23 protein-coding genes are annotated in these 26051 nt (G+C 71.8%); 16 read left to right on the top strand and 7 right to left on the bottom strand.

Annotated features, from left to right (window positions below; all coding sequences use genetic code 11):
• Window positions 1-3 precede the first annotated feature (3 nt).
• The 5 genes from ABCS02_RS15200 to ABCS02_RS15220 all read left to right on the top strand — a co-directional run bounded on the left by ABCS02_RS15200 (window position 4) and on the right by ABCS02_RS15220 (window position 5432).
• Window positions 4-1437: a fumarylacetoacetate hydrolase family protein gene (locus ABCS02_RS15200; RefSeq protein ID WP_345836508.1), complete on the top strand. Its 1434-nt coding sequence runs from the start codon at window positions 4-6 to the stop codon at window positions 1435-1437.
• The gene (locus ABCS02_RS15205) at window positions 1419-2099 is read left to right on the top strand and encodes a GntR family transcriptional regulator (protein WP_345836509.1); all 681 of its coding nucleotides are present in this window, start codon (window positions 1419-1421) and stop codon (window positions 2097-2099) included. The genes ABCS02_RS15200 and ABCS02_RS15205 overlap by 19 nt, the downstream gene beginning before the upstream one ends.
• Before the next feature lie 33 nt (window positions 2100-2132).
• Complete coding sequence (hpaE, locus tag ABCS02_RS15210; protein WP_345836510.1) at window positions 2133-3629, top strand: 5-carboxymethyl-2-hydroxymuconate semialdehyde dehydrogenase; 1497 nt, start codon at window positions 2133-2135, stop codon at window positions 3627-3629.
• Window positions 3630-3642: 13 nt separating this feature from the next.
• Window positions 3643-4716 carry a 3,4-dihydroxyphenylacetate 2,3-dioxygenase gene (gene hpaD / locus ABCS02_RS15215; protein WP_345836511.1) on the top strand — a complete coding sequence of 358 codons (1074 nt, stop codon included), beginning with the start codon at window positions 3643-3645 and terminating at the stop codon, window positions 4714-4716.
• Between the two features lie 137 nt (window positions 4717-4853).
• Window positions 4854-5432, top strand: a complete 579-nt coding sequence (locus ABCS02_RS15220) for a hypothetical protein (protein ID WP_345836512.1) — start codon at window positions 4854-4856, stop codon at window positions 5430-5432.
• Between the two features lie 24 nt (window positions 5433-5456).
• Here the strand turns inward: ABCS02_RS15220 and ABCS02_RS15225 are convergent, their stop codons facing one another.
• Together ABCS02_RS15225 and ABCS02_RS15230 are read right to left on the bottom strand one after the other, a co-directional pair.
• Window positions 5457-6041 carry a hypothetical protein gene (locus ABCS02_RS15225; protein ID WP_345836513.1) on the bottom strand — a complete coding sequence of 195 codons (585 nt, stop codon included), beginning with the start codon at window positions 6039-6041 and terminating at the stop codon, window positions 5457-5459.
• 74 nt (window positions 6042-6115) lie between these two features.
• Complete coding sequence (locus ABCS02_RS15230; RefSeq protein ID WP_345836514.1) at window positions 6116-6451, bottom strand: hypothetical protein; 336 nt, start codon at window positions 6449-6451, stop codon at window positions 6116-6118.
• 123 nt (window positions 6452-6574) lie between these two features.
• Between ABCS02_RS15230 and ABCS02_RS15235 the strand changes: the two genes are divergently transcribed.
• On the top strand, window positions 6575-7693 hold the full coding sequence (locus ABCS02_RS15235; RefSeq protein ID WP_345836515.1) for a hypothetical protein: 1119 nt from the start codon (window positions 6575-6577) through the stop codon (window positions 7691-7693).
• Between the two features lie 19 nt (window positions 7694-7712).
• Here the strand turns inward: ABCS02_RS15235 and ABCS02_RS15240 are convergent, their stop codons facing one another.
• Window positions 7713-8255: a cysteine hydrolase family protein gene (locus ABCS02_RS15240; protein ID WP_345836516.1), complete on the bottom strand. Its 543-nt coding sequence runs from the start codon at window positions 8253-8255 to the stop codon at window positions 7713-7715.
• Window positions 8256-8294: 39 nt separating this feature from the next.
• Between ABCS02_RS15240 and ABCS02_RS15245 the strand changes: the two genes are divergently transcribed.
• The 4 genes from ABCS02_RS15245 (at window position 8295) to ABCS02_RS15260 (ending at window position 11879) form a co-directional block, all read left to right on the top strand.
• Entirely contained in the window at window positions 8295-8732 is a 438-nt protein-coding gene (locus tag ABCS02_RS15245) for a (deoxy)nucleoside triphosphate pyrophosphohydrolase (RefSeq protein WP_345836517.1), read from the top strand.
• Complete coding sequence (locus ABCS02_RS15250; protein ID WP_345836518.1) at window positions 8729-9763, top strand: alcohol dehydrogenase catalytic domain-containing protein; 1035 nt, start codon at window positions 8729-8731, stop codon at window positions 9761-9763. The genes ABCS02_RS15245 and ABCS02_RS15250 overlap by 4 nt, the downstream gene beginning before the upstream one ends.
• Before the next feature lie 594 nt (window positions 9764-10357).
• Window positions 10358-10963 (top strand): HD domain-containing protein, encoded by a 606-nt coding sequence (locus tag ABCS02_RS15255; RefSeq protein WP_345836519.1) that lies wholly within the window; start codon window positions 10358-10360, stop codon window positions 10961-10963.
• Between the two features lie 28 nt (window positions 10964-10991).
• Entirely contained in the window at window positions 10992-11879 is an 888-nt protein-coding gene (locus ABCS02_RS15260; RefSeq protein ID WP_345837321.1) for a 3-methyladenine DNA glycosylase, read from the top strand.
• Here the strand turns inward: ABCS02_RS15260 and ABCS02_RS15265 are convergent.
• A complete protein-coding gene (locus tag ABCS02_RS15265; protein WP_345836520.1) occupies window positions 11876-14386 on the bottom strand; it encodes a transglycosylase domain-containing protein in 2511 nt (836 codons plus the stop codon). The genes ABCS02_RS15260 and ABCS02_RS15265 overlap by 4 nt on opposite strands.
• A gap of 135 nt (window positions 14387-14521) precedes the next feature.
• Window positions 14522-17068: an ATP-dependent Clp protease ATP-binding subunit gene (locus ABCS02_RS15270; RefSeq protein ID WP_345836521.1), complete on the bottom strand. Its 2547-nt coding sequence runs from the start codon at window positions 17066-17068 to the stop codon at window positions 14522-14524.
• 111 nt (window positions 17069-17179) lie between these two features.
• Between ABCS02_RS15270 and ABCS02_RS15275 the strand changes: the two genes are divergently transcribed.
• The 4 genes from ABCS02_RS15275 (at window position 17180) to ABCS02_RS15290 (ending at window position 21728) form a co-directional block, all read left to right on the top strand.
• Window positions 17180-18265: an FAD-dependent oxidoreductase gene (locus tag ABCS02_RS15275; RefSeq protein ID WP_345836522.1), complete on the top strand. Its 1086-nt coding sequence runs from the start codon at window positions 17180-17182 to the stop codon at window positions 18263-18265.
• A 120-nt stretch (window positions 18266-18385) separates the two neighbouring features.
• Window positions 18386-19927 (top strand): glycosyltransferase family 39 protein, encoded by a 1542-nt coding sequence (locus ABCS02_RS15280; protein WP_345836523.1) that lies wholly within the window; start codon window positions 18386-18388, stop codon window positions 19925-19927.
• Window positions 19924-20601: a VTT domain-containing protein gene (locus ABCS02_RS15285; RefSeq protein WP_345836524.1), complete on the top strand. Its 678-nt coding sequence runs from the start codon at window positions 19924-19926 to the stop codon at window positions 20599-20601. The genes ABCS02_RS15280 and ABCS02_RS15285 overlap by 4 nt, the downstream gene beginning before the upstream one ends.
• A gap of 35 nt (window positions 20602-20636) precedes the next feature.
• Window positions 20637-21728 carry a crosslink repair DNA glycosylase YcaQ family protein gene (locus ABCS02_RS15290; RefSeq protein WP_345836525.1) on the top strand — a complete coding sequence of 364 codons (1092 nt, stop codon included), beginning with the start codon at window positions 20637-20639 and terminating at the stop codon, window positions 21726-21728.
• Between the two features lie 73 nt (window positions 21729-21801).
• On the opposite strand, the gene ABCS02_RS15295 is transcribed toward ABCS02_RS15290, so the two are convergent.
• Complete coding sequence (locus ABCS02_RS15295; RefSeq protein WP_345836526.1) at window positions 21802-22578, bottom strand: SDR family NAD(P)-dependent oxidoreductase; 777 nt, start codon at window positions 22576-22578, stop codon at window positions 21802-21804.
• Between the two features lie 101 nt (window positions 22579-22679).
• Here ABCS02_RS15295 and ABCS02_RS15300 point away from each other — a divergent pair, with 101 nt between their 5' ends.
• Both ABCS02_RS15300 and ABCS02_RS15305 read left to right on the top strand, forming a co-directional pair.
• Complete coding sequence (locus ABCS02_RS15300; RefSeq protein ID WP_345836527.1) at window positions 22680-23519, top strand: helix-turn-helix transcriptional regulator; 840 nt, start codon at window positions 22680-22682, stop codon at window positions 23517-23519.
• Between the two features lie 10 nt (window positions 23520-23529).
• Window positions 23530-24441, top strand: coding sequence for a hypothetical protein (locus ABCS02_RS15305; protein ID WP_345836528.1), 912 nt, complete (start codon window positions 23530-23532; stop codon window positions 24439-24441).
• Here the strand turns inward: ABCS02_RS15305 and ABCS02_RS15310 are convergent.
• On the bottom strand, window positions 24438-26042 hold the full coding sequence (locus ABCS02_RS15310) for a SulP family inorganic anion transporter (RefSeq protein WP_345836529.1): 1605 nt from the start codon (window positions 26040-26042) through the stop codon (window positions 24438-24440). The genes ABCS02_RS15305 and ABCS02_RS15310 overlap by 4 nt on opposite strands.
• Between the last annotated feature and the right edge of the window lie 9 nt (window positions 26043-26051).

Consider the following 26051-nt stretch of genomic DNA (forward strand, 5'->3'; position numbering starts at 1 on the left):
GCTGTGAGCGACACCGGCCGGCCCGGCAAGATCATCGCGGTGCACCTCAACTACCGCTCGCGCGCCGCGCAGCGCGGACGCACCCCGGTGCAGCCTTCCTATTTCTTCAAGCCGGCCTCCTCGGTCGCGGTCTCCGGCGACGTGCTCGAACGTCCGGCCGGAACCGAGCTCCTCGCGTTCGAGGGCGAGGTCGCGCTCATCATCGGCCGGCCCACCCGCCGGGTCTCCCCAGACGAGGGCTGGGCGGCCGTGTCCGGCATCACCGCCGCGAACGACTTCGGCCTCTACGACCTGCGCGCCGCCGACAAGGGCTCCAACGTCCGCTCGAAGGGCGGCGACGGCTTCACCCCGCTCGGCCCCGCGATCATCCCGGCCGCCGCCGTCGACCCGGGCGCCGTGCGGGTGCGCACCTGGCTGAACGGCGAGCTGGTGCAGGACGGCACGAGCGACGACCTGCTCTTCCCGTTCGGCCGCCTGGTGGCCGACCTCTCGCAGCTGATGACGCTGGAGCCCGGCGACGTCATCCTCACCGGCACGCCCGCGGGGTCGTCGGTCACGCAGCCCGGCGACACGGTGGAGGTCGAGGTCGACGCCCCGACCGCGCCGGGCGCGCCGACCTCCGGGCGGCTGGTCACCCGGATCACCGAGGGCACGGTCGCGTTCGGCGACTTCGGGTCGAAGCCGAGCGTGGACGACGTACAGCGGTCCGATGCGTGGGGCACGCCTCCCGAGCCCGCTTTCCTACTCACCGACGAACTCCGCGCGCAGCTGTCCTCTGTCTCCACCGCCACCCTCAGCTCCCAGCTCCGCAAACGCGGGCTGAACGCCGTCTCGATCGACGGCCTCACCTCCACCCGTCCCGGCGCCCGCCTGGTCGGCACCGCCCGGACGCTCCGCTACCTCCCCGGCCGCGAGGACCTCTTCGCGTCGCACGGCGGCGGCTACAACGCCCAGAAGCGCGCGTTCGACGCGGTCGGCGCCGGCGAGGTGCTCGTGATCGAGGCCCGCGGCGAGCGCGGCAGCGGCACCGTCGGCGACGTCCTCGCGCTGCGCGCCCAGGTCAACGGCGCGGCCGGGATCGTCACCGACGGCGGCGTCCGCGACCTCGCGGAGGTCGCCGCCCTCGACATCCCGACCTACCACGTTGGCCCGCACCCCGCGGTGCTCGGCCGCAAGCACGTGCCGTGGGACGCCGACGTCGCGATCGCCTGCGGCGGTGCCACCGTGCTGCCGGGCGACGTCATCGTCGGCGACGCGGACGGCCTCCTCGTCATCCCGCCCGCGCTCGTGGCGGAGGTGGTCGCGGACGCCATCGAGCAGGAGCGCGAGGAGGAGTTCATCGCGGAGATGGTGCGGGCCGGCGAGAAGGTCGACGGCCTGTTCCCGATGAACGCGGCCTGGAAGGAGAGGTACCGGGCATGGCTGACGCAGCAGTGAGGCAGGCCGCCGCGCCGAGCAAGTCCCAGCTCGCCTACGACTTCATCCGCGCCCGCATCGACGACGGCCGCTACGTGTCCGGGTTCCGGCTCGTCCTCGGCCAGATCGCCGGTGAGCTCGGCGTCAGCGTCGTCCCGGTGCGGGAGGCGATCCGGCGGCTGGAGGCCGAGGGGCTGGTCACCTTCGAGAAGAACGTCGGCGCCCAGGTCGCCCTGCTGCACGACGCCGAGTACGCGTACACGATGGAGACCCTCGCGCTGGTGGAGGGCGCTGCCACCCGGCTGTCCGCCCCCCTGCTCACCGGCGACCACCTCCAGCGCGCCCGGCTGATCAACCGCGAGCTGATCGCGTGCCTGGACGACTTCATCCCGCACCGCTTCACGGAGCTCAACCAGCGGTTCCACTCCGTGCTGTTCGAGGAGTGCCCGAACCCGCACATCCTCGACCTCGTGCAGCGCGGCTGGAACCGCCTGACCGTGCTGCGCGACTCCACGTTCAGCTTCGTCCCGGGCCGCGCCCGCGAGTCGGTGGCCGAGCACGAGCAGCTCCTCCGGCTGATCGAGACCGGCGCCGACCCCATCGACATCGAGCTCGCCGCCCGCGACCACCGGCTCGCGACGCTGGACGCGCTCCAGCACTACCAGGCCGAGCGCCAGCACTGACGTCCCACCGATCCACGTAACAGGAGGCCGCGCATGCCGCACCACCACATCCCCGCCGATCTGCCGGCGACGATCCAGCACTTCATCGACGGGAGGTTCGTCGACAGCGTCTCCGGGAAGACGTTCGACGTGCTCGACCCGGTGTCCAACGAGACGTATGCGCAGGCGGCAGCCGGGCAGAAGGAGGACATCGACCTCGCCGTCGCCGCCGCTCGCCGCGCGTTCCGCGAGGGGCCCTGGCCGCGGATGAAGCCGCGCGAGCGCGCCCGCGTCCTGAACCGGATCGCCGACGCCGTCGCCGCACAGGACGCCCGCCTCGCCGAGCTGGAGACCTTCGACACCGGCCTCCCGATCACCCAGGCGCTCGGCCAGGCGCAGCGCGCGGCCGAGAACTTCCGGTTCTTCGCCGACCTGATCGTGGCGCAGGCCGACGACGCCTACAAGGTGCCGGGCAGCCAGCTCAACTACGTCAACCGCAAGCCGATCGGCGTCGCCGGGCTGATCACGCCGTGGAACACGCCGTTCATGCTGGAGAGCTGGAAGCTGGCCCCGGCGCTCGCGACCGGCAACACCGTCGTCCTCAAGCCCGCCGAGTTCACCCCGCTGTCGGCGTCGCTCTGGGCCGAGATCTTCCGCGACGCCGGCGTGCCGGACGGCGTGTTCAACCTGGTCAACGGCCTCGGCGAGGAGGCCGGCGACGCGCTGGTGAAGCATCCCGACGTCCCGCTCATCTCCTTCACCGGCGAGAGCAGCACCGGGCAGCTCATCTTCGCGAACGCCGCGCCCTTCCTGAAGGGCCTGTCGATGGAGCTCGGCGGCAAGTCCCCCGCGATCGTCTTCGCCGACGCCGACCTGGACGCCGCGATCGACTCCACCCTGTTCGGCGTGTTCTCGCTGAACGGCGAGCGCTGCACCGCCGGCTCCCGCATCCTGGTCGAGCGCGCGGTCTACGACGAGTTCTGCTCGCGGTATGCCGAGCGGGCGAAGCGCATCGTCGTCGGCGACCCGCACGACCCCGCCACGGAGGTCGGCGCGCTCGTGCACCCGGAGCACTACGACAAGGTGATGAGCTACGTCGAGCTCGGAAAGCAGGAGGGCCGCCTGCTCGCCGGCGGCGGCCGCCCGGAGGGCATCGACCACGGCAACTACATCGCGCCGACCGTCTTCGCCGACGTCGCGCCGGACGCGCGCATCTTCCAAGAGGAGATCTTCGGCCCGGTCGTCGCGATCACCCCGTTCGACTCGGAGGCCGAGGCGCTGGAGCTCGCCAACGGCGTGAAGTACGGCCTCGCCGCCTACCTCTGGACCAACGACCTGACCCGCGCCCACACTTTCGCCCAGAACGTGGAGGCCGGGATGGTCTGGCTCAACTCGCACAACGTCCGCGACCTCCGCACCCCGTTCGGCGGGGTGAAGGCCTCGGGCCTCGGCCACGAGGGCGGCTACCGCTCCATCGACTTCTACACCGACCAGCAGGCCGTCCACATCACGCTGGGCCCGGTCCACACGCCGCGCTTCGGCGCCGAATGACGAAGGAGTCAGCATGAGCACGCCCATCCCCACCCCCGCCTCCGCGCCGCCGGACGTCGTCCGCGCCGCCTACATGGAGCTCGTCGTCACCGACCTGCAGGCCAGCCGCGACTTCTACGTCGACGTGCTCGGCCTCCACATCACCGAGGAGGACGAGGACACCGTCTACTTGCGCAGCCTGGAGGAGTTCATCCACCACAACCTCGTGCTGCGGAAGGGCCCGGTCGCCGCCGTCGCCGCGTTCGCCTACCGGGTGCGGACCCCGGAGGACCTCGACCGCGCCGTCGCGTTCTACACCGAGCTCGGCTGCCGGGTCGAGCGTCGGGCGGAGGGCTTCACGAAGGGCGTCGGCGACAGCGTCCGCGTGGAGGACCCGCTCGGCTTCCCGTACGAGTTCTTCCACGAGGTCCAGCACGTCGAGCGGCTGACCTGGAGCTACGACGTCCACACCCCGGGCGAGCTGGTGCGCATCGACCACTTCAACCAGGTGACCCCGGACGTCCCGCGCGCCGTGAAGTACATGGAGGACCTCGGCTTCCGGGTGACGGAGGACATCCAGGACGAGGCGGGCACGACGTACGCCGCGTGGATGCGCCGCAAGCCGACCGTGCACGACACCGCGATGACCGGCGGCGACGGCCCACGCATGCACCACGTCGCGTTCGCCACCCACGAGAAGCACAACATCATCGCGATCTGCGACAAGCTCGGCGCCCTCCGGATGAGCGACGCCATCGAGCGCGGCCCGGGACGCCACGGCGTCTCCAACGCGTTCTACCTCTACCTGCGCGACCCCGACGGCCACCGCGTGGAGATCTACACGCAGGACTACTACACCGGCGACCCGGACAACCCGGTCGTCACGTGGGACGTCCACGACAACCAGCGCCGCGACTGGTGGGGCAACCCGGTGGTGCCGTCGTGGTACACGGACGCGTCACCGGTGCTCGACCTGGACGGGAACGTGCAGCCGCTGACGGCGCGCACGGACGACTCGGAGATGGCGGTGACCATCGGGGCGGACGGGTTCTCGTACACGCGGAAGGACGATACGGAGCACGGGTTCAAGTTGGGGGCGCAGCTGTAGCTGGGGCGGCTGGTTCAGCTCGGCCTGAATCGCGGTCGTAGTGCGAGTAGAAATATCTATCTCACATCTAGCGTCTGTAGTAACCTGAATCGGTGCTCACACATGGGAGCACGCTTTCAACGACGAAGGGAACTCACATGCGCATTCGACGTGCCGCGATTCGAGCCGGGATAGCAGCAGCCGCGACGGGAGCTTTCGTCCTTTCCGGCGCTCTCGCCGCCTCGGCCGACGAACCGTCACCGCAAATGGAGACGGTCACACTGGCCATGGTTCCGTCCGGCTTCGATGTCGCTGTCGCGGAAGCCAACGGGTATCGGGTAGTCACGGACGCTGATGGTGCACAGCGGTCCGTCGCCGTCAGCCCGGAAGCGATCGACTTCGAGCGGGCGCTCGCGAGAGCGCGGACCACCTACGTCAGTGGACCCTGCGGCAACTCGTGGATCAACGCGGTCAGTCGCGGCAATTCGAAGTTCGTCTCAACCGGCTATGTCGTCCCGAGACCGGTGATAGCCAAGAACTGGACGGTTCAGGTGTGGGGGTGGTCCGGGATGCCGTCGACCTGGTGGGGAGGCGCGAGCGGACCCTCCTGGAGCAGCAGTTGGTCGTTCTCGATGCCCGGGGACGGCTTCGCGAACGTCCTGCCCGGCTCCAACGTCGTCATGAGCGACGGCACGGTCTGCGCTTCCGGGTCACCGGGAGAGAACTTCCATTCCTGATCGCGCCGATCGCCTGAGCGGGCGTCATCGCCGGGAGGGCGCCCGCTCCGGATTCCGTCCGAATGAATCCAGCGCTGCCGCGTATGCGACGTCATCGCGACGCGTCGCGCTCGACACCAGGAAGGTCTGCCGCGAGAGCTCCCGGGCATAGGGGCCGACCAATGGGAGTTCGAGAACCACCCGCAGTCCCCTCTCCCACGCACCACGTGTGCTGACGGTCACTGTTCTCTCCGCGTCATGGAAGGCGAGCGACTCTCGCCAGGACCCAGCACCCGAACGCGCGTCCACTCCGAGCTCCGCCGCGAGCGGCGCGATGTCAGGCGCGCTCCAGAGGTCCGAGGATTCAGGGATCGCGAGCGGATCGACCTCCTGGACGCGACGCGAGTGCTCCAGGGCTCGCTTCCACGACGCCTCCCACAGGCCGACGAGTCGGTAATCGTCGGAGGCGACGGGATCACCGACCAACGCCGCCGCCGGGAGCGACGGTTCCGCATTCGCGACCGCAACGTGGCGCAGCCACAGCAGTTCGAGCAGATTCGACCCGTCGGAGACGCGGATGAGCATCTCGCGGGGCCACCCGTCCACCTCGTGCGCACCTCCGAAGAACATGCCGACTCCTCCCCGGTCGCCTGACCGTTCACGCGCCCATCAGAAATCTAAGCATATCGGCCTAGCGTCAGGCGTCAGGCGGTCGCCGCCGCCCCCTGCACGTGCTCCAACCCCAACCCCCGCTCCCCATACGTGCTGAGCACCTCCGCGATCACCACGCGGTACGCCCCGATCCACCGCTCATGGACGCCCTTGGCCTCCTTGTGCACCGGCATCCCGATCAGCTGTTGCAGCGCCTCCAGGGTCTCCCAGTAGTACACCTCCGCGTGGAGGCCCGTGGTCTCGTTGTGCCACTCCTCCTCGCCGAGGAAGCCCGGGATGACGCGGGCGCGCGCCGCGATCTCGTCGTTGAACCGGTGGAACTCGTCGTCGTAGGGCTTCGCCTCGAAGATGAAGGTCGACGTGTACACGGCACTCCCCTCGCCGACGGAAAAGTACCACGAATCGGCCAGCCCGCAGCGGCCCGCACGCGCCTACCCTGGGTGCTGTCGACGCCGACTCCCGACGCCGACGCCGCACGAACGGAGCGGATCATGGGTTGGAGACTCAAGAACCTGACGACGGCCACCTCCGGGGCGCCGCACGCCGTGTACCAGCCGACCGCATGGCTGTTCGCACAGTTCACGCGCCACGTCGTGTTCCAGGGCTACAACTCGCTCACCGGCGGCGACGGCCAGCTCCATGAGCTGTACTGCAGCGCGAGCGACGACTGGAACGTCAAGAACCTGGTCTCGGAGGCGGGAGGCGCGGCTGCGGCGACCAACGCGAACGGCTACATCTGGGCGCACCAGGGCTCGCAGCATGTCGTGTACCAGGGCCAGCGGTTCGACGGCCACGTCCACGAGCTCTGGTACACCGAGGACGACGGCTGGAACGCCAACGACCTCACCGAGGCGGCGGGGGCGCCGCTCACCCTCTCGCAGCCGTTCGGCTACGAGACGTACTACGACGGCACGCAGCGCGTCGTCTACCAGGCGCGCGGCGGGGGTCACATCCACGAGCTGAGCAACTCCGGGAACGGCTGGCACCACCTCGACCTGACCGCCGCGACCGGGGCCCCGCCCTGCGCCCCGGATGCCGCACCGACCGGGTACTCGTTCGAGGACCAGAAGACCGCGCACGTGCTGGTGCGCACCGACGTCGGGCACCTGCTGGAGTTCTGGAGGGACGCCTCCGCCTGGCACTGGGGCGACCTCACCGCGGTCACCGGCGCGCCGATCGTGAGCGACGCGGAGACCGTGACCGGGTACGTGTTCCGCGGCCAGGGTACGCAGCACATCGACTATGTGAGCGGCAACGGCCGGCTGATCGAGCTGTGGTGGGATGCGTCGGGCTGGCACACCAACGACCTCACGACCGCCGCCTCCGCGGTCACGCCCTACGCCACCTCCAGCCCGGCGGGGTACGCGTTCGAGGCGGGACTGTTCCAGCCGGTCGCGACCCAGCACGTGATCTTCACGGGGCACGACAACGCGGTCCACGAGCTCTGGTGGCGGGAGGGCGTCTGGCACACGAACGACATCGGGCCGCTGGTCGGCGCCCCCGCGATCGTCGGCGACCCCGTCGCGTTCGTGGAGGTGGACGAGGGCACGCAGAACGTGTTCTACCTCAGCGACGCGCACGAGATCATCGAGCTGCGCTGGACGCCCTGAGCGCGGACGGCCGGAGCGCTCAGAGCTCCACGTCGGCTGCCGCCGCGACCGCGAACTCCTGACCCGGGTAACGCAGCCCGGAGAAGTAGCGGTTGGTGTGCGCGACGATCTGCTCCGCGCTGATGGTCACGCCCTCCCACTCCGCGTCGGTCGTCGTGTGCGCGTCGCCGACGAGAACGACGTCGAAGCCGCGCACGGCCGCGCTCTGCGTCGTGGTGCGGATGCAGAAGTCCGTCTGCGCGCCGGCGACGACCAGGCGGGTGGCGTCGAGGGACTCCAGCACCTCGTCCAGGTCGGTGCCCGCGAACGCGTCGCGGTACTCCTTGCGGACCAGCGGCTCGCCCTTCGCCGGGACCAGGCCGTCGGCGAGCTGCCACGGGGCGCTCTCCCACGGGAGGTCCTCCTCCTCGTGCTGCACCCACACCACCGGGGTGCCGGCGGCGCGCGCCCGCTCGACGAGAGCGGCGGTCCGGGCGACGACGCCGTCCGCGTCCAGGCAGCCCGGGAGCACCCCCTTCTGCAGGTCGATCACGAGCAGGACGGTCGGGTTCGAGTCGGTCACGTGACCATCCTGGCATCCCGGACAGGGCAGGATGGGACGGTGACCACACCGAGCCGCCCCCTCCCCGTCGTCGCCGCGGTGATCGTGCGCGACGGCGCCGTGCTGGCCTGCCGGCGCGCCGCGCACAAGGACGCGGCGGGGCGGTGGGAGTTCCCGGGCGGCAAGGTGGAGGCCGGCGAGACGCCGCAGGACGCGCTGCGCAGAGAGCTGCGCGAGGAGCTCGGGGTCGCGGTGCGGGTGGGCGTGCTGCTCGACCGGACGGTCACCGGGCGGGTGGACCTGGCGTGCTACGCCGCGACCCTCGTGGGTGCGGCGCCGACGGCCTCCACCGACCACGATGCGCTGAAGTGGCGCGCGACGGACGACCTGGCGGGCCTCGACTGGGCTGATGCCGACCGGCCGGTGGTCGCGCTGCTGGGGAGGATGGGAGCGGCGGAGCTGGCCGCTGCGACAGATCTTGCGGAGGAGGCCCGATGAAGGCGCTGCACTACGAGAAGTTCGCCGGGCCGGTCGGCGTCGGCGACCTCCCGTCGCCCGAGGTGCCGGACGGCGGCGCGCTGATCCGCGTCGGCGCCTCCGGGCTCTGCCGGAGCGACTGGCACGCCTGGGCCGGCCACGACGACTCGGTGCGGCTGCCGCACGTCCCCGGACACGAGTTCGCCGGGGTCGTGGAGGCGGTCGGAGCTGGCGTCGAGGGCTGGCGGCCGGGCGACCGGGTCACGGCGCCGTTCGTCAACGGGTGCGGAACGTGCGAGTGGTGTTTGTCGGGCCAGGCGCAGGTGTGCCCGCAGCAGACCCAGCCCGGCTTCACGCACTGGGGCTCGCACGCCGAGCTCGTGGCCGTGCGGGCGGCCGACCTCAACCTGGTGGCGGTGCCCGACGGCCTCCCGGACTCCGCCGCGGCGGCGCTGGGCTGCCGGTTCGCGACGGCGTACCGCGCGCTGACCGCGCGAGCCGTCCTCCGGCCCGGCGAGTGGATCGCGGTCTACGGCGCGGGCGGCGTCGGGCTGAGCGCGATCGCGATCGCCCGCGCACTGGGCGCACGTCCGATCGCGATCGACCGCTCGGCCGACGCGCTCGACGCGGCCGCCCGCCTCGGTGCCGAGCACACCGTCCCGGCCGGCCCGGACGCGCCGGAGACCGTCGCGGCCCTGACCTCCGGCGGCGCGCACGTCTCGGTCGACGCGGTGGGCTCGGCCGAGACCGCCGCCTCGAGCGTGCTGTCGCTGCGCCGCCGCGGCCGGCACGTCCAGATCGGCCTCCTGGCCGGCGGGATGCCCGTGCTGCCGCTGGACCGCGCGATCGCCTGGGAGCTGGACCTCCTCGGCAGCCACGGGATGGCGGCGGCCGACTACCCCGGGATGCTGGCGCTCGTGGCGTCGGGCGCCCTCCGGCCCGAGCTGCTGGTCAGCCGCACGGTCGGCCTGGCCGAGGCCGCGCGCCTCCTCCCCCTCGCCGAGACCGCCACCAGCACCGGCATCACCGTCCTCGACCCCACCCTCCCGTAACCACCCCACCCGCCCCACCTGCGCCTAACGGAGGACATCCACCCCGAATCCCCCCGAATCTCCTCCGGTAACCGACTTTCGTGTGCCCGCCGCCGCCGATCTCCTCCGTTCACGACGGGAGTGGCTAGCGGAGGAGATCCGATGCGACAGACCGGGAGTGGGCGGCTAACGGAGGATCTCCGCGAGGTCCGGCGCCGGGACTCCTCCGTTGGCTGCGGGGTGGCGGGTGTGGGGTGGTATCCATCCAGCTCGGCCCCATCCCGCGGCTAACGGAGGAAATCCAGCCCAGAGCCCCGCGAATTCCCTCCGGTAACCGACTTTTGTGAGCCCGCCGCCGCCGATCTCCTCCGTTCGCGACGGGCGCGGCGAGCGGAGGAGATCCGAGGCGACACGCCGGTGGAGGGCTGCTAACGGAGGAGATTGAGGAGGTCTGGGGCCGAGACTCCTCCGTTAGCCACGGGGTGTGGGTGCCTGGTGGCGGGTGTGGAGGCGGGAAGGGTGGGCAGGCGGAGGGTGCCGGGCCGGCCGGGAAGTCGGCCGGAAACGGGTGGTGGCGGGCCGGATCTGTGCGGTCGCGGGCGGCAGGATGGAGGCATGCGCCTCGCCGACATCCCCGCTCCCGACTCCGCCGCCGCCCGGGCCGCGCTCGAGCTCGCCACCGAGTACCACACGCCGTCCCTGCTCAATCACGTGATCCGGTCGTGGCTGTGGGCGGAGGGCTTCGCGACGGTCGAGGGCCTGCACGGCGTCGACCGCGAGCTGCTCTACGTGTCCGCCGTGTTGCACGACATCGGGATCGTGCCCGCTTTCGACAACCACACCCTCGCCTACGAGGACGCCGGCGGCCACGTCGCGAACGCGCTCACCGCGGGCGCCGGCTGGCCCGCCGCGCGCCGGACCCGAGCGCACGAGGTGATCGTCCGGCACAACTGGCCGGAGGTCGATCCCGCTTTCGACCCGGAGGGCCACCTGCTGGAGGTCGCGACCGCGCTCGACATCTCCGGCGCGCGGCCCGACGTGCTGCCGGCGGACTTCCGGCGGGAGGTCGTCACGGCGTTCCCGCGGCTCGGCCTCGCCGCCGAGTTCACGGCCTGCGTGACCGACCAGGCCGAGCGCAAGCCGGACACCGCGGCGAAGCGGATCGTGGATCGCGGGGTCGCCGAGAAGCTGCGGCGCAACCCGCTGGAGTCCCTCGGCTGACCCGGCCGCGTATCCTCGTCTGGTGACCCTGCAGCTCCCCGCCGCCGACTGGCGCGCCCGCGAGGCCGCGCACGTCGAGCGCGCCGACGCGCTCACCGCCGGTCACCGCGCCCGCGCCTCCCGCGGCGAGAAGCACCCGATCGAGGACTTCCTCTTCACCTACTACGCCTACTCGCCGTCGGTGCTGCGCCGATGGCATCCCGGCGCCGGGGTGGAGCTGCTGGAGGCCGCCGGCGAGCCGCGCGCGTCCTGGCGCTGGTACACCGCAGGCGCGACGCCCGGCGGCCTCGTCGTCGACCGCGCCGCGATGGAGCGCGAGAAGGCGCCGCTGCTCGGCACGATCGAGCGCATCCTCCGCTCGACCGCCGCGCGGCCGGGACAGTTCGGCTGCTTCGGCCTGCACGAGTGGGCGATGGTCTACCGGCAGGACGAGCACCGCCACGACGTCCCGCTGCGGCTCGGCCAGGGCGGCACCGACGCCGTGGTGGAGGCCGCCGAGCTGCGCTGCACGCACATCGACGCGTTCCGCTTCTTCACGCCGGAGGCCGTGCCCCGCAACCGCTTCGCGCCGACGCGCGAGACGCAGCCGGAGCTGGAGCAGCCCGGCTGCCTGCACGCCGGGATGGACGTCTACAAGTGGGCGATGAAGCTCGGCCCGCTCGTCCCGGGCGAGGTCCTGCTCGACGCGTTCGAGCTCGCGCGCGACATTCGGATGCTCGACATGCAGGCCTCCCCCTACGACATGCGGCCGTGGGGCGCGGAGCCCGTGCGCATCGAGACCGCGGAGGGCAAGGCCGAGTACGTGCGCAGGCAGCGCGCGTTCGCCGAGCGGTCGAACGCCCTGCGCGCGCGGGTGCTCGACGCGTGGCCGGGCGGGCGTCCGGTCACGCCCGCCCCGGACCGCGTCCCGGCTTAGCCGCCGTTGCCTCCGCCGCCGCCCTTGCCTCCGCCGGTTCCTCCGCCGAGGAGGCCGCCGCCGGTCGGCGTGGGCGTCGGGGTGGGGGTCGGCGCCGGCGTCGAGGTGTTCTGACCCGAGCTGAGCTGGATGGTGATGCTCGACCCGCCGTCGACGCTGGAGCCCGACGACGGGTCCGTGCCCGCGACGGTGCCGGCCGGCTGGTCGCTCGGGACCGGCGTCTGGTCGACGGTCACCGTCAGCCCGAGCCCCTGGAGCAGCGTGGTCGCCTGGTCGGGCGTCTTGCCGCTCACGTCGGGCACGGTCACCTGGCTGCCGTACAGCACCGAGCTGTCCGGCTTCGGGAACGAGTCGCCGCCGTAGAAGGCGTCGAGCGCCTTCAGGATCGGCTTGGCGATCGAGAACTTGACGTTGCCGCCGCCGATGCCGTCGAAGTCGAGGCTCCGCAGCGGCACGGACCCGGACACGTTGCCCACCCAGGTGGCCTGGGCGACCTTCGTGGTGGAGGTGATCATCCAGTTCTGCAGCGAGTCGTCCGTCGTACCGGTCTTGCCCATGATCGGGGTGCCGTCGTACGGGTTCGCGCTGGCCGCGGTGCCCCCGCCGCGCATAACGCCCTGCAGGGCGTAGGTGATGCCGGACGCGATGTTCTTCTGGAGGCCCTGCGTGCAGGTCGACGGGCTCACCTTGTGCGGGGTCCCGTCCGCGTTGAGGACCTTGTCGATCGCGATCGGCGTGCAGACCGTGCCGCCGTTCGCGATGCCCGCGTAGGCCGTCGCCATCGTCAGCGGCGCGATGTTGTTCGTGCCGAGGATCATCGACGGGTACGAGTTGAGCTGGGCGCCGCTCTTGGCCGGGTGCACGCCGAGGTTCTGCGCCGCCTTGAGGATGGAGCACAGGTCGGTCTTGGTGGCCATCATCGCGAACGCGGTGTTGACCGACTGGGCCGTCGCCGACATCACCGAGAGCCTGCTCGCCGAACCTTCGTCGTTCGACACCGGCCAGTCCGGACCGGACACCGTGCCGCACGAGCTGTGGAACTCGGACATCGGGAAGGTGTGCTGGGAGGCGTTGATGGACTCGTACAGGCTGTGACCGCCTTCCAGCCAGCCGGCGAGGTCGAACGCCTTGAACGTCGAGCCGGTCTGGAAGCCCTGCGAGCCTCCATAGGCCTCGTCGGTGTTGTAGTTCACCGCCGTCGTGCCCGGCTGCGGCTGGTCGGTGTTGTTGAACGACTTGTTCTGCACCATCGTGACGATGCGCCCGGTGCCGACCTCGACGGACACGTTCGTCGCTCCCACGTCGATGTCGGGCCGTGAGGCCGGGATGTACTTGGAGATCGACTGCTGGGCCGCGGCCTGGAGGTCGAGGTTCAGGGTCGTGTAGATCTTGAGGCCGCCGCGGTTGAGCGTCGTCCAGCGGTCGGCGCTGGTCTTGCCGTACGCCGGGTCGTTGAGGACGACGTCGCGGACGTAGTCGCAGAAGAACGCGGCGTTGACGTTCTGGGCGATGGCGCAGCCCGACGGCGTCGACGTGATCGTCGGCTGGATGGGCGTCTTCTTTGCGGCATCCCGGTCGGCAAGCGAGATCTTGTGGTTCACGTACATCCGGTCGAGCACGTAGTCGCGCCGCGCCTTGGTGAGCTTGTACCCGTTGGCGGCGCCGTTGTCCTTGTTGTTCGGCTCGTCGATGCGGAGGTTCGACGGGTTGTTGACGATGGCGATCAGGGTCGCCGCCTGCGGGAGGGTGAGGTTGGCGGCGCTGGTGTTGAAGTAGTACTCCGACGCGGCCTCGATGCCGTACACCTGGCCGCCGAAGCCCACGACGTTGAGGTAGCCGAGCAGGATGTCCTGCTTGCTGTACTTCTTCTCCAGCCCGACCGCGTAGCGCATCTCCTGGATCTTGCGCTGCAGGGTCACACCCGCGGCGTCGTTGTAGCAGGCCTGGACCTTCTTCTGGTCGGTGAGCCCCTCGCAGTGCTCGACCTCGACGTTCTTGACGTACTGCTGGGTGATGGAGGACCCGCCCTGGACGTTCCCGCCGACGACGGTGGAGAGCGCGCCGCGCACGGTGCCGAACAGGTCGACGGCGCCCTCGCTGTAGAACCGGGGGTCCTCGGCGGAGGTCGCGGCGTCCTTGGCGACGTTCGCGACCTGAGCCCAGGCGACGTCCTTGCGGTTCTGCGCGTAGAACTGGGCGATCGGGACGTCGTTGCCGCCCTGCTTGGCGAACACGGTGGAGTTCTGCGCGAACTGCCCGATGTTCAGGTCGGCGGGCAGTTTGTTGAAGTCGCTGATGCCCGCAGCGGCCGCTACGCCGGCTCCCAGGAAACCCGGAAGAAAGAACAAGGTCGAGAGCACCGCGGCGACGAGCGCGAGCGCCACCCACTGCACGATCGCGGCGTTCCGCGACCGCGGAGCACGCAGCTCGAACCGCTTGAGGGGCTCGAGACGCTCGTCGATCGCCTGAAGGCGCGGGGAATTTGGGAATCTGTCCGGGTTGGGCACGTATCCACGCTTCCAGGGTCTGCTGTGGGACGGGTTGAGACATGCACTGTACCCCTATGGGGACTTTCAGGAAGGGCCGGGCGCGGAAAGGCGCCGGCCCCCGAAGGAGCCGGCGCCTCGCACCGCTGAGCGCGCTTACGCCGCCGCCGCGTACACCGCCCGCGGCCGCACCTGCAGCGCCCCGTCGACGGCGTCGACCACGACGGTCCCGCCGTCCGCGACGCTGCCGGCCACCATCAGCTCGGCGATCCGGTCGTCCACCTCGCGCTGGATGACGCGGCGGAGCGGACGGGCGCCGTACTCCGGCTCGTAGCCGGCCTCGGCGATCCACGCCACGGCCGCGTCCGTCACCTCGAAGCGGATCGAGCGGTGTGCCAGCCGGGACGCCGTCGCCTGCAGCAGCAGGCGGACGATGTCGCGGAGCTGCTCGGCGTCCAGCTTGCGGAACAGCACGATCTCGTCGATGCGGTTCAGGAACTCGGGGCGCATGGCCTCCCGGAGTTTGCCCATCACGCGGTCGCGGATGTCCTTGTCGGACGCGAAGCCGTCACTGCCCGCCGCCACGAAGCCGAGGGCGCCGCTGCGAGAGGCCAGGAACTCCGAGCCCAGGTTGGAGGTCATGATGACGACCGTGTTGCGGAAGTCGACCGTGCGGCCCTGGCCGTCCGTCAGCCTGCCGTCGTCCAGCACCTGCAGCAGCAGGTTGAACACATCCGGGTGCGCCTTCTCGATCTCGTCGAACAGCACCACCGAGTACGGGTTGCGGCGCACGCGCTCGGTGAGCTGGCCGGCCTCGTCGTAGCCGACGTATCCGGGAGGGGCGCCGACCAAACGGGCGACCGTGTGGCGCTCGCCGAACCCGCTCATGTCGAACCGGATCATCGCCTTGTCGTCGCCGAACAGCGACTCCGCCAGCGACTTGGCCAGCTCGGTCTTGCCGACGCCGGTCGGGCCGAGGAACAGGAACGAGCCGACAGGGCGGCGCTCGTCGCCGAGGCCGGTGCGGTTGCGGCGCACCGCCTTCGCGACGGCCGTCACGGCGTCGTCCTGGCCGATGACCCGGGCGTGCAGCTCCGACTCCAGCGCGGCGAGGCGCTCGCGGTCGGCGTCGCCGATGCGGGACACCGGGATGCCGGTCGCCCGGGACACGATGGCCGCGATCTCGGGCTCGTCCACGACCGCCTCCGCAGCGTGGCGCGGGGCGTTGCCGAGCTCGTCGATCCCGTGCTGCACGGCCTCCATCTCGTCGCGCAGGCGGGACGCCTCCTCGTAGTGCTCGGCGGCCACGGCGGAGTTCTTCTCGGACTCCAGGGTCGCCAGCCGCTGCATCAGCTCGGACGCGTCGACGCGCTTGCCGAGCGACAGCCGCAGCCGCGCGCCGGCCTGGTCGATCAGGTCGATCGCCTTGTCCGGCAGGAACCGGTCGGAGATGTAGCGGTTGGACAGCTCCACGGCCGCGCGGATCGCCTCCGGCGTGTACGTGACGGCGTGGTGCTCCTCGTAGGCGGAACGCAGGCCGTCGAGGATGAGCACGGCGTCCTCGACGCCCGGCTCGCCGACCATCACCGGCTGGAAGCGGCGCTCCAGCGCCGGGTCCTTCTCGATGCGGCGGTACTCCTTGAGCGTGGTGGCCCCCACCAGGTGGAGGTCGCCGCGCGACAGGCGCGGCTTGAGGATGTTGCCGGCGTCCATGCCGCCGGACTCGCCGGACCCTCCGGCGCCGACCACGGTGTGCAGCTCGTCCACGAACACGATCAGCTCGTCCTTGCCCGCGCTGATCTCGTCCATGAGCTTGGTGAGCCGCTCCTCGAAGTCGCCGCGGTACCGGGTGCCGGCGACCATCCCGGCGAGGTCGAGCGCGACCACCTTCTTCTCCAGCAGCTGCTCGGGGACGTCGCCCGCCACGATCGCGCGGGCCAGGCCCTCCACGATCGCGGTCTTGCCGACGCCGGCCTCGCCGACCAGGACGGGGTTGTTCTTGGTCCGGCGGGAGAGGATCTCGACGGTCTGCTCGATCTCGTCGAGCCGGCCGATGACCGGGTCCAGCTTGCCCTCGCGCGCGAGCGCGGTCAGGTCGGTGCCGAACTGGTCGAGCATCGGGGTCTCGGAGTCGCCTGCCGCCTCGGCGGCGTCCTGGCCTCCCGCGCCGACCGTGGCGGACTGCCGCATGGCGTTCGTGAGGGAGTCCGGAGTGACGCCCGCAGCCTGGAGGACCTGCCCGGCGGGCGCGTCCTGGCCGATCACGAGCGCGAAGAAGAGGTGCTCGGGGTCGATGTAGGTCGCACCGGAGGCGCGGGCCACCTGGTAGGCGTGGAACAGCACGCGCTGGGCGGACGCCGTGATCGAGGCACCGTCGGCGTCGATGGGCTCGCCGGAGGCCGGGAGGCGCTGCTCGGCGGCGTCGGCGACCGCGGACGGGTCGACGCCGATGCGGCGCATGGCCTCGGACGCAGGCTCCTGGCCGGCCATCACGCGGAGGATGTGCAGGGCGTCGAGCTCGCGGTGGCCGTGCTCAAGCGCGTAACGGCCCGCCTCCGCGAGGAGTTCCTGCGTGCGCCGGCTGAGGAACCGGCTGATGTCGATGGAGCGCGCGGCGCGGGCGCGCTCCCCCGCGAGGTAGCGCGAGAGGAACTCGTCGAACGAGTTCTCGCTGCCGCTCTCGGGGGTGAAGTTCTCGGGCACCTGATCTCCTGTTTCATAAAGTTGAGTTGGTTGCACTCAAGTTCAACGATCCGGCGGGAGGTTTATTCCGGGACGCGGGGACGAATTCGGTGCGGTGGTACCGTCGCCCGCATGGGGAAGCACGGCGTCTCGAACAGTCCCGGTCCGGCCGTCGTGGTGATCGGCGACGGCGTCGCGGGTGCGGCCACCGCCTTCGCGCTCGCCCGGCGCGGCGCCGCGGTCACGATCGTGGACGCCGGCCTCCCCGGACGCGCCACCGACGCGGGGGCGGGGATCGTACAGCCGTGGAGCACCGGCGCTGGCGGCGACTTCTACGAGTTCTACGCGGCCGGGGCCGACTTCTATCCGGAGCTGATCGACCGGCTGGCGGAGGCGGGCGTGCACGACATCGGCTATCGGCGCTCCGGCGCGCTCGTCGTCAACCGGGAGGCGGCCGTCATCGACGAGGTGGAGGCGAGGGTCCGCGGACGCGCCGCCGTCTCCCGCACCGCCGGCGAGGTGCGCAGGGTGGCCGCGGCGGAGGCGCGCGAGCTGTTCCCTCCGCTGGCCGACGACCTCCACGCCCTCCACATCGCGGGCGGCGCCCGGGTGGACGGGCGCGCGCTGCGCACCGGCCTGCTCGCCGCGGCGACCTCGCTCGGCGCGACGCATCTCGACGCCGCCGCGGCACTCGACGCCGACCGGGTCGTGACCGTCGACGGGGAGACCGTTCCCGCCGACGCCGTCGTGGTCGCCGCCGGCGCCTGGACCGACCACGTGCTCCTCCCGCTCGGCGTCCGCGTGCCCGTCGAGCCGCAGCGCGGACAGCTCGTGCACCTGCGCGTCGACGCCGACACCCGCGCGTGGCCGTCCGTGCACCCGGTCGCTGCGCACTACCTTGTCGCGTTCGACGCCGGGCGGATCGTCGCGGGCGCCACCCGGGAGGCCGGCTCCGGGTTCGACGCCCGGGTGACGGCGGCGGGCGTCCGGCAGGTGCTGGACGACGCGCTGGCCATCGCGCCCGGCCTGGCCGACGCGACGGTGATCGAGACGCGGGTCGGGCTGCGCCCCGCGCCGGAAGGCGACCTCCCGACCGCCGGACCGGTGGACGACCGGCCCGGCCTGTTCGTCAGCACCGGCTTCGGCGCCGGCGGCCTCACGATGGGCCCGCTGATCGGCGACCTGCTCGCGGAGCGCATCCTCGCAACGCTCGCCTGACCGGCTCTTCACCGGCTATCCTTCCGGCGTTCACCGCCGTCTTGGACTTTTCTGGGGACGACGGGGATTGACTGGGAACGGACGCTGATTCGGAAGGACGGTGCCGACCTGTCTGTCACGATGCTGCGGCCGGCCCCGACCAGGAGTGCCGCCACGCTCACCCGCCCCGCGGTGCTCGCCGCGCTGTTCGGCGTGCTCGCGACCGCGCTCTCAGCCATCGGCTCCGGCATCCCATCGCTGTGGGGCGACGAGGCCACCAGCATCATGTCCGCCCAGCGCCCGCTGCCGTCGCTGTTCACGATGCTGGGCAACGTCGACGCCGTGCACGGCACGTACTATCTCGGCCTGCACTTCTGGGGCGCCCTGTTCGGGTTCTCCCCGTTCGCGGTCCGGCTGCCGAGTGCGATCGTGGTCGGGCTCGCCACCGCGGCCGTCGTGCTGCTGGCCGCGCGGCTGCGGGACGCCCGCACGGCGGTCATCTCCGGCCTGGTCTGCGCGATCCTCCCCCGCGTCACCTACATGGGCGAGGAGGCGCGGTCGTTCGCGTTCTCGGCCGCGGTCGCCGCGTGGCTGACCGTGCTGCTGGTCGCCGCGCTCGACCGCCGGCGCCCGCGGGCGGCGTGGTTCGTCGGCTACGGCCTGCTGCTCGCGGCCGGGACGTACATCTTCCTCTACACGATCCTGTTCGTGGTGGTCCACGGCGTGATCGTCGCCGTGTGCCGGCCGCCGCGGCGCACCGTCCGCGGCCTGCTGATCGCGGCCGGCGCGGCGGTGCTGGCCGTCGCTCCGCTGCTGGTCTTCGCGATCGGCCAGCACCACCAGATCTCGTACCTGGGCGCGGTGCCGCAGCTCGCGCCGCAGACCCTGTTCAGCGGGCTGTGGTTCGGCGACTCCTGGCCGCTCGCGATCGCGGCCTGGGCGCTCATCGTCGTGGCCGTGGCGGTCGCCATCCGGCAGCGGATGGGTGCTGCGGGCGCCGGCGGAGAGCGGTTCTTCGGCCGCACGGAGTCGCGCCTCCCGACCCTGGTCGGCGTCGCCCTGCTCTGGCTGCTGCTGCCGCCGGTCATCCTGATCGCCGTGCAGTCGTTCGTGCCCGACTTCACCGCCCGGTACGTGTCGTTCTGCGCGCCGGCCGCTGCGCTGCTGATCGCGTGCGGTGTGGACGACCTCCTCCGGTGGCGACGCTGGGCGGGCGCGGTCGCCGGCGTGGTCGTGCTCGCGCTGTGCGTTCCCGTCTATGTGGCGGAGCGCACGCCTTACGCGAAGAACCAGAGCGACTGGCCGGAGGTCTCGGCCGCGATCGGAGCGCATGCCCGCCCCGGCGACGCGGTCGTGTTCGACGAGTCGGCCAAGCCGTCCAAGCGCCCGCGCCTCGCCGAGCACACCTACCCGGCGGGCTTCGAGGACACGACAGACGTCGCCCTCGACCTCCCGGCCGCCAAGACCACGTCGTGGCACGACAGCGCGTACAGTGTGCGCCAGGCCGCCGCCCTCGGCCGGTTCGACAGGGTCGACCGGGTCTGGCTGATCGAGTACGCCTCCTCCCCCGGCTCCGTCGACGACTACGGCGTCGCCGACCTCACGACTCTCGGCTTCCACGAGACCACCACGCGGATCGCGACGCATCGCGAGCTGATCTCGCTGTACGAAAGGACCCCATGACCCCCCACGCACTGGCCGCCGCCGGCGCCCTCGTCCATACCGGCCTCCTCGACCCGCAGGGCCTCATCCAGGCCGCAGGACCCTGGGCGCTGGTCGGCATCTGCGCGATCGTCTTCGCCGAGACCGGCCTGCTGCTGGGCTTCTTCCTGCCCGGCGACACCCTGCTGTTCTTCGCGGGCGTGCTCACGCTCACCGGGCACATCCCTCAGCCGCTCTGGCTGGTGATCGTGGCCGTCGCCATCGCCGCGATCGTGGGAGGGGAGGTCGGCTACCTGATCGGCTGGAAGTCGGGCCCCGCGGTGTTCGACCGGCGCGAGTCCGGCGTGTTCAGCCGGGCGAGCGTGGCCCGCACGCAGGCCTTCTTCGACAAGTACGGCAGCGGCGCGGTCGTGGTCGCCCGCTTCGTCCCGGTGGTGCGCACCTTCGCGCCGGTCGCGGCGGGCGTCGGCCGGATGCGCCACGGCGTGTTCAGCCTGTTCAACGTGATCGGCGCCGCGGTCTGGGCCGCCGCCGTGACGCTCATCGGCTTCGGACTCGGCCACATCCCGGGCGTCGCGGACTTCGTGTCGAAGTACCTGGACATCGTCCTCATCGGGATCGTCGTCATCTCGGTCGGGCCGGTGCTGGTGCGGGCGATCGCGCTGCGGCGGCGGAAGTCGCGCGTCGAGTCGTAAGGCGCGGCGTCGGCGGCCGCCGCTAGCGTAGGGGCATGGTCGTCACCCTGGACCGCGACGAAGCGCGCCGGATCGCCGTGCGCGCGCAGCGCCTGGACGCCGACCGGCCCGCCGGGCTCGTGCCGCTCGCCGAGAGCCTGACCTTCCTCCAGCTCGACCCCACGGCCGCCATCGCGCCGAGCGCGGACCTCATCGCGTACACGCGCCTCGGCGCGGCCTACCGGCCCGAGACCCTCGTGGCGGCGCTGGAGACCGACCGGCTGCTCTACGAGGTGAAGGCGATGGACGATCCCGTCACACCGCCGTTCGCGATGGTCCGGCCGGTGTCCGACCTCGGCCTGCACCTCGACCGGATGTCGCGCTGGCCGGAGCGCCTGAGCGGGGCTCACGCCTGGCTGGAGGCCAACGACTCCTTCCGCCGCGACGTGCTCGCCCGGCTGCGCGACAGCGGCCCGACGCTGTCCAAGGACATCCCGGACACCGCCGCCGTGCCGTGGGTGTCCACCGGCTGGACGCACAACCAGAACGTCACGCGGCTGCTCGAACTGCTGCAGGGGCGCGGGGAGGTCGCGGTCGCGGGCCGTATCGGGCGCCAGCGCACCTGGGACCTGGGCGAGCGCGTCTACCCCGCGGACATCGTGGTGGTGCCGGAGGCCCAAGCCGGCCCGCTGCGCGACGAGCGGAGGCTGCGCTCCCTCGGCATCGCCCGCCGCGCCCTGGTCGGCGAGGCGGGCGAGCCGGCCCGCGTGGACGGCAGCACCCTGGAGTGGCGGGTGGACCCGGCAGCCGTCGGCCTCCCCTTCGCCGGCCGCACCGCGCTGCTGTCGCCGTTCGACCGGCTCGTGCACGACCGGGTCCGGACGAAGGAGGTGTTCGGCTTCGACTACCTGCTGGAGATGTACAAGCCCGCCGGCAAGCGCCGCTGGGGCTACTTCGCGCTGCCGATCCTGCACGGCGAGCGGCTGGTCGGCAAGCTCGACGCGGCCGCCGACCGCAAGGCGGGAGTCCTTCGGGTCGAGGCCGTCCACGAGGACGAGCCGTTCACCCCGGAGGTCCGGGACGAGGTGCGCGCCGAGATCGCGGCGCTCGCGATCTGGCTGGGGCAGACTCCGGAGTACGCGCGCTGACCAGCTCGCCGAGGGGCACGTAAACGCCCCTAAAACGGCCGTTTAGGGGCGTTTACGTGCCCTTCGGCAGCGGTCAGGCGGCCGACTCGCGCGCGTGCGGGTCGGAGCCGTTCAGCACCTCGACCACGCGGTCGTAGTCGCCGCGGGCCTCGCCGTAGCGGAGGAACTTCACCCGCTCCACCTGCAGCTCGGTCGCGTCGGGCTGCGTCTCGATCAGCTCCATGACCTCCGCCACGAACTCGTCGAGCGGCATCGCGAAGTCGCTCTCCTCCTGGCCCGGCATCAGCGCCGTCCGCACCGCGGGCGGCTCCAGCTCCACGACGCTCACCGAGGTGTCGGCGAGCTGGAGGCGGATGCTCTCGCTGAGCATGTGGATGGCCGCCTTGCTGGCGTTGTAGCTCGGCGTGACCCTCAGCGGCGTGAACGCCAGACCCGAGGAGACCGTCACGATCGTGGCGTCCGGCCGGGTCTGCAGGTGCTCCACGAACGCGGCGATCAGGCGGATCGGCCCGAGCACGTTCGTGGTGACGATCGACTCGGCGGAGGCGAGGAAGGCCTCCGGGCGATGCCAGTCCTCCGCCCGCATGATGCCGGCCATCGTGACCAGCACGTTCAGGTCGGGGTGGGCGGCGAGCACGGTGTCGGCGGCCTGGCGGATGCTTCCGGCGTCGGCGGTGTCGATGCTGACCGTGTCGATGCCGGGATGCTCGGCGGCGATCCGTTCGAGCAGCTCGGTGCGGCGGCCTCCGACGATGACGGTGTTGCCGCGCTCGTGGAGGGCGACGGCGAGGGCGAGCCCGATTCCGCTGGTGGCGCCGGGGATGAAGACGGTGTTCCCTGTGATGTCCATGGCCTCCACTCTGCGGGCGTTCGTCCGCGGCGGGAGCGGAGCGCTCATCGGGGGATCCGCGATCCCTGGCTCGGCCGGGCGCGACGACGGATGATGGTGTGATGGACCGCACCGCCCTCGCCGACTTCCTCCGCCGCCGCCGCGAGGCCCTGCGCCCGGAGGACGTCGGCCTGCCCTCCGGTCCCCGCCGCCGCGCTCCCGGCCTCCGCCGCGAGGAGGTCGCGATGCTCGCCGCGATGTCGAACGACTACTACACCCGACTGGAGCAGCGCCGCGGCCCGCAGCCGAGCGACCAGATGCTCGCCTCCCTCGCCCGCGCCCTCCGGCTGTCCGCCGACGAGCGCGACTACCTGTACCGCGTCGCCGGCCACAACCCGCCCGACCGCCTCGGCGGAGCGCACGTGCCTCCCGCGCTCCAGCGCGTGCTCGACCGGCTGGAGGACACCCCGGCGCTCGTGCTGTCGAACCTCGGCGAGACCCTCGTGCAGAATCGGCTCGCCGTCGCGCTGCTCGGCGACCGCTCGCACTACACGGGGCTGGAGCGCAGCGAGTACTACCGCTGGTTCACCGACCCGGCAACGGCGCGGGCGATGTACCCGGAGGCCGACCGCGACCGACAGAGCCGCGCCCAGGTGGCCTCCCTGCGCGACGCGTACGGCGCGCTGGGCCCGCAGTCGCGCGCGGGCGAGCTGGTGCGCGCGCTGCTGGAGCGGAGCCCCGAGTTCGCGGAGCTGTGGGAGCGGCACGAGGTCGCCCGCCGGTTCGAGGATCACAAGACCCTCCTCCATCCGGAGCTCGGCGCGATCGAGCTGGACTGCCAGGCCCTGTTCACCGAGGACCAGTCGCAGTGCCTCCTCGTGCTGACGGCCGCGCCGCGCACGGAGGCGGCGGAGAAGCTGGCGCTGCTGGCGGTACTGGGCACGCAGTCGTTCGCCGGGTAGCGTGTGCGCCGTGGATGTCATCGGCTGGCTTCTCGACGGCGACCCGGCGATCCGCTGGCAGGTGCGCCGCGACCTCCTGCACGAGCCGGACGCCGCGGTCGCCGCTGAGCGCGCGAACGTGGAGACCGAGGGCTGGGGCGCACGCCTGCTCGACCTGCAGCACGAGGACGGCACCTGGGGCGAGGGCGTCTGGACCCAGCGCGACCGGGTGGGCGTGGACGACGCGATGCTCATGCTCGCGGTGCTCGGCGCTCCGGCGGACGGCGAGCGCACCCGGGTCGCGGTCGACCGGGTGGTGCGCCAGGTCGATTGGGGCGAGGAGTGGTGGAACGACGCCTTCTTCGACGGCGAGGTGGAGCCGTGCATCAACGGCCGGGTGCTGGTTGCGGGAGCGGAGTTCGGGCATCCCAGCGAGCTGATCGTGGAGCGCCTCCTGAACGAGCAGCAGGACGACGGCGGCTGGAACTGCTACGCGGAGACCCGCCAGGAACCCGGATCGTTCCACAGCACGATCTGCGCGCTGGAGGGCCTGACCGCCTACCGCGACGCGGGCGGCCCGACCGACGTGTCGGCCGCGGTCGCGCGCGGCCACGAGTACCTGCTTGAGCGTGGACTGATGCGGCGCCTGAGCGACGGCTCGCTCATTCGCGAGAGCTGGCTCCGGTTCTCGTTCCCCTATTACTGGTCGTTCGACGTGCTGCGCGGCCTCGACCATCTGCGGGCGGCTGGCGTCCCGGCGGACGAGCGGGTCACGGAGGCCGTGGCGGTCGTCTCCTCGCGCCGGCAGCCCGACGGCCGCTGGCTGCTCGACCACGAGCACTCCGGCCGCGCTCTCCTGGACATGGAGGCCGTGGGCGAGCCGAGCCGGTGGAACACGCTTCGGGCGCTGCGGGTGCTGGAGTGGGCCGGAGTAACGGACTAGTCCGCGACCCGTCCCTCTGCCTCCAGCTTCTGGAACCACTTGGTCCGCGCGGCGACCGCGTGCGCGGCGGAGGGGATGCCGCGCACGCGGAGCTGGATGCCGCGACCGGCGAGCTCCTGGTCGAGGTTCTGCAGGGCGAGGATGACGGTGATGGAGATGTCCTGGAGCGGTGAGCAGTCCAGGGTGAGCTCGGTGACCTCCCCGGCAGCGCCGGCGGCATCCGCTGCGTCGAGGATCGTCTGCTCGGTCGCGAGCACATTCGCTGTGTAGAGCGGGCCGAGGAGGCTGACGCCCAGGCGGCCGCCGGACGCCTCCTCCACCCGGACGCGCGGCTTGTTGAGCGCGGCCAGCACCAGCACGAGGGTGAACAGCACCCCGACTCCCACGGCGGCGAGCAGCCCGGCGGTCAGGCCGATGACCGCGGTCGCCATGGCGATGGCGAAATCGCGCCTGCTGATCCGCCAGAGCAGCACCAGGTCCTTCACGTCGATCAGCCCGAACACCGCCACGAACACCAGCGCGGCGAGCGTCGCCTGCGGCAGGAGGCTGATCACCGGCCCGAGGAACAGCCCGATCAGCAGCGCCAGCACCACCGTGACGAGCGCCGCGAGCTGCGAGCGCGCTCCCGCCGCCTTGTTGACCGCGCTCTGCGAGAACCCGCCCGCCGCCGGCAGGGTCTGGAACCAGCCGCCGATCAGGTTCGCCATCGCTGTCGCGAGCAGTTCGCGGTTGCTGTCGATGCGCGGGTCGTCCAGTTCGCGGATGCCGCGCGCCACGGCCGCGGACTCCAGGAAGGCCATGACCGCGATCGCCAACGCGCCCGGGATCAACTGGAAGACGTGGTCGAGGCTCGGCAGCGCCGGCAGCGGGAACGCCCGCGTCACCGGGGTGATCAGCTCGACGCCCGCGGAACGCAGCCCGCCGAACGCCACCAGCAGGATCCCCGCCGCGACGACGATCAACGGGCCGGGCACCCTCGGCAGGAAGCGCTTGAACAGGAACAGCGCCGCGACCGACACCAGCGACAGGACCGCCGTCACCGGGTTGGCGTGCGGGATCGCCGCGACGACCGCGTTGACGCTGTGGACGAAGCCGCCGCCGGTCGGGGCGTCCGTCTCCCCCAGCAGCTTCGGGAGCTGCCCGACCGCCACCGTCGCCCCGACGCCGATCTGGATGCCGAGCAGCGTCGGCTTGTTGATGATCTCGACCAGCGTGCCGAGCCGCAGCAGCCGCGCCAGCAGGAGGGCGACGCCGACGAGCAGGGTCAGCGTCACCAGGTCGCGCGGGATCGCGTGCGAGTTCGCGACGACCCCCGCCGACACGAACGTGGTGGCGGTGAGCGTCGCGATCGTGGAGGTCGTGGACACGCTCATCGCGCGCGATCCGCCCAGGAAGGCGTACACCGCCATCGGCACCGTCGCCGTGTAGAGGCCGGCCTCCACCGGCAGGTTCGCGATGGTCGCGTACGCCATCGCCTGCGGGACGACCACCGCGCCCGCGGACACCCCGGCCAGGATGTCGCGGCCGAGCCACTCCCGGCGGTAGCCCGCCAGGGTCGGCAGCAGCCACGACCGCCGGACGGCCGGGGGCGCGGTGGTCACGGTCGCCTC

This window comes from Microbacterium sp. X-17, assembly GCF_039615055.1.

Excerpts from the sequence above, each read along its gene's own strand:
- ABCS02_RS15205 (WP_345836509.1), top strand. The coding sequence starts at position 1,419 with ATGGCTGACGCAGCAGTGAGGCAGGCCGCCGCGCCGAGCAAGTCCCAG.
- hpaE (WP_345836510.1), top strand. The coding sequence starts at position 2,133 with ATGCCGCACCACCACATCCCCGCCGATCTGCCGGCGACGATCCAGCAC.
- ABCS02_RS15285 (WP_345836524.1), top strand. The coding sequence starts at position 19,924 with ATGACCCCCCACGCACTGGCCGCCGCCGGCGCCCTCGTCCATACCGGC.
- ABCS02_RS15255 (WP_345836519.1), top strand. The coding sequence starts at position 10,358 with ATGCGCCTCGCCGACATCCCCGCTCCCGACTCCGCCGCCGCCCGGGCC.
- ABCS02_RS15225 (WP_345836513.1), bottom strand. The coding sequence starts at position 6,041 with ATGTTCTTCGGAGGTGCGCACGAGGTGGACGGGTGGCCCCGCGAGATG.
- ABCS02_RS15250 (WP_345836518.1), top strand. The coding sequence starts at position 8,729 with ATGAAGGCGCTGCACTACGAGAAGTTCGCCGGGCCGGTCGGCGTCGGC.
- ABCS02_RS15295 (WP_345836526.1), bottom strand. The coding sequence starts at position 22,578 with ATGGACATCACAGGGAACACCGTCTTCATCCCCGGCGCCACCAGCGGA.
- hpaD (WP_345836511.1), top strand. The coding sequence starts at position 3,643 with ATGAGCACGCCCATCCCCACCCCCGCCTCCGCGCCGCCGGACGTCGTC.
- ABCS02_RS15275 (WP_345836522.1), top strand. The coding sequence starts at position 17,180 with ATGGGGAAGCACGGCGTCTCGAACAGTCCCGGTCCGGCCGTCGTGGTG.
- ABCS02_RS15220 (WP_345836512.1), top strand. The coding sequence starts at position 4,854 with ATGCGCATTCGACGTGCCGCGATTCGAGCCGGGATAGCAGCAGCCGCG.
- ABCS02_RS15290 (WP_345836525.1), top strand. The coding sequence starts at position 20,637 with ATGGTCGTCACCCTGGACCGCGACGAAGCGCGCCGGATCGCCGTGCGC.
- ABCS02_RS15235 (WP_345836515.1), top strand. The coding sequence starts at position 6,575 with ATGGGTTGGAGACTCAAGAACCTGACGACGGCCACCTCCGGGGCGCCG.
- ABCS02_RS15300 (WP_345836527.1), top strand. The coding sequence starts at position 22,680 with ATGGACCGCACCGCCCTCGCCGACTTCCTCCGCCGCCGCCGCGAGGCC.
- ABCS02_RS15280 (WP_345836523.1), top strand. The coding sequence starts at position 18,386 with ATGCTGCGGCCGGCCCCGACCAGGAGTGCCGCCACGCTCACCCGCCCC.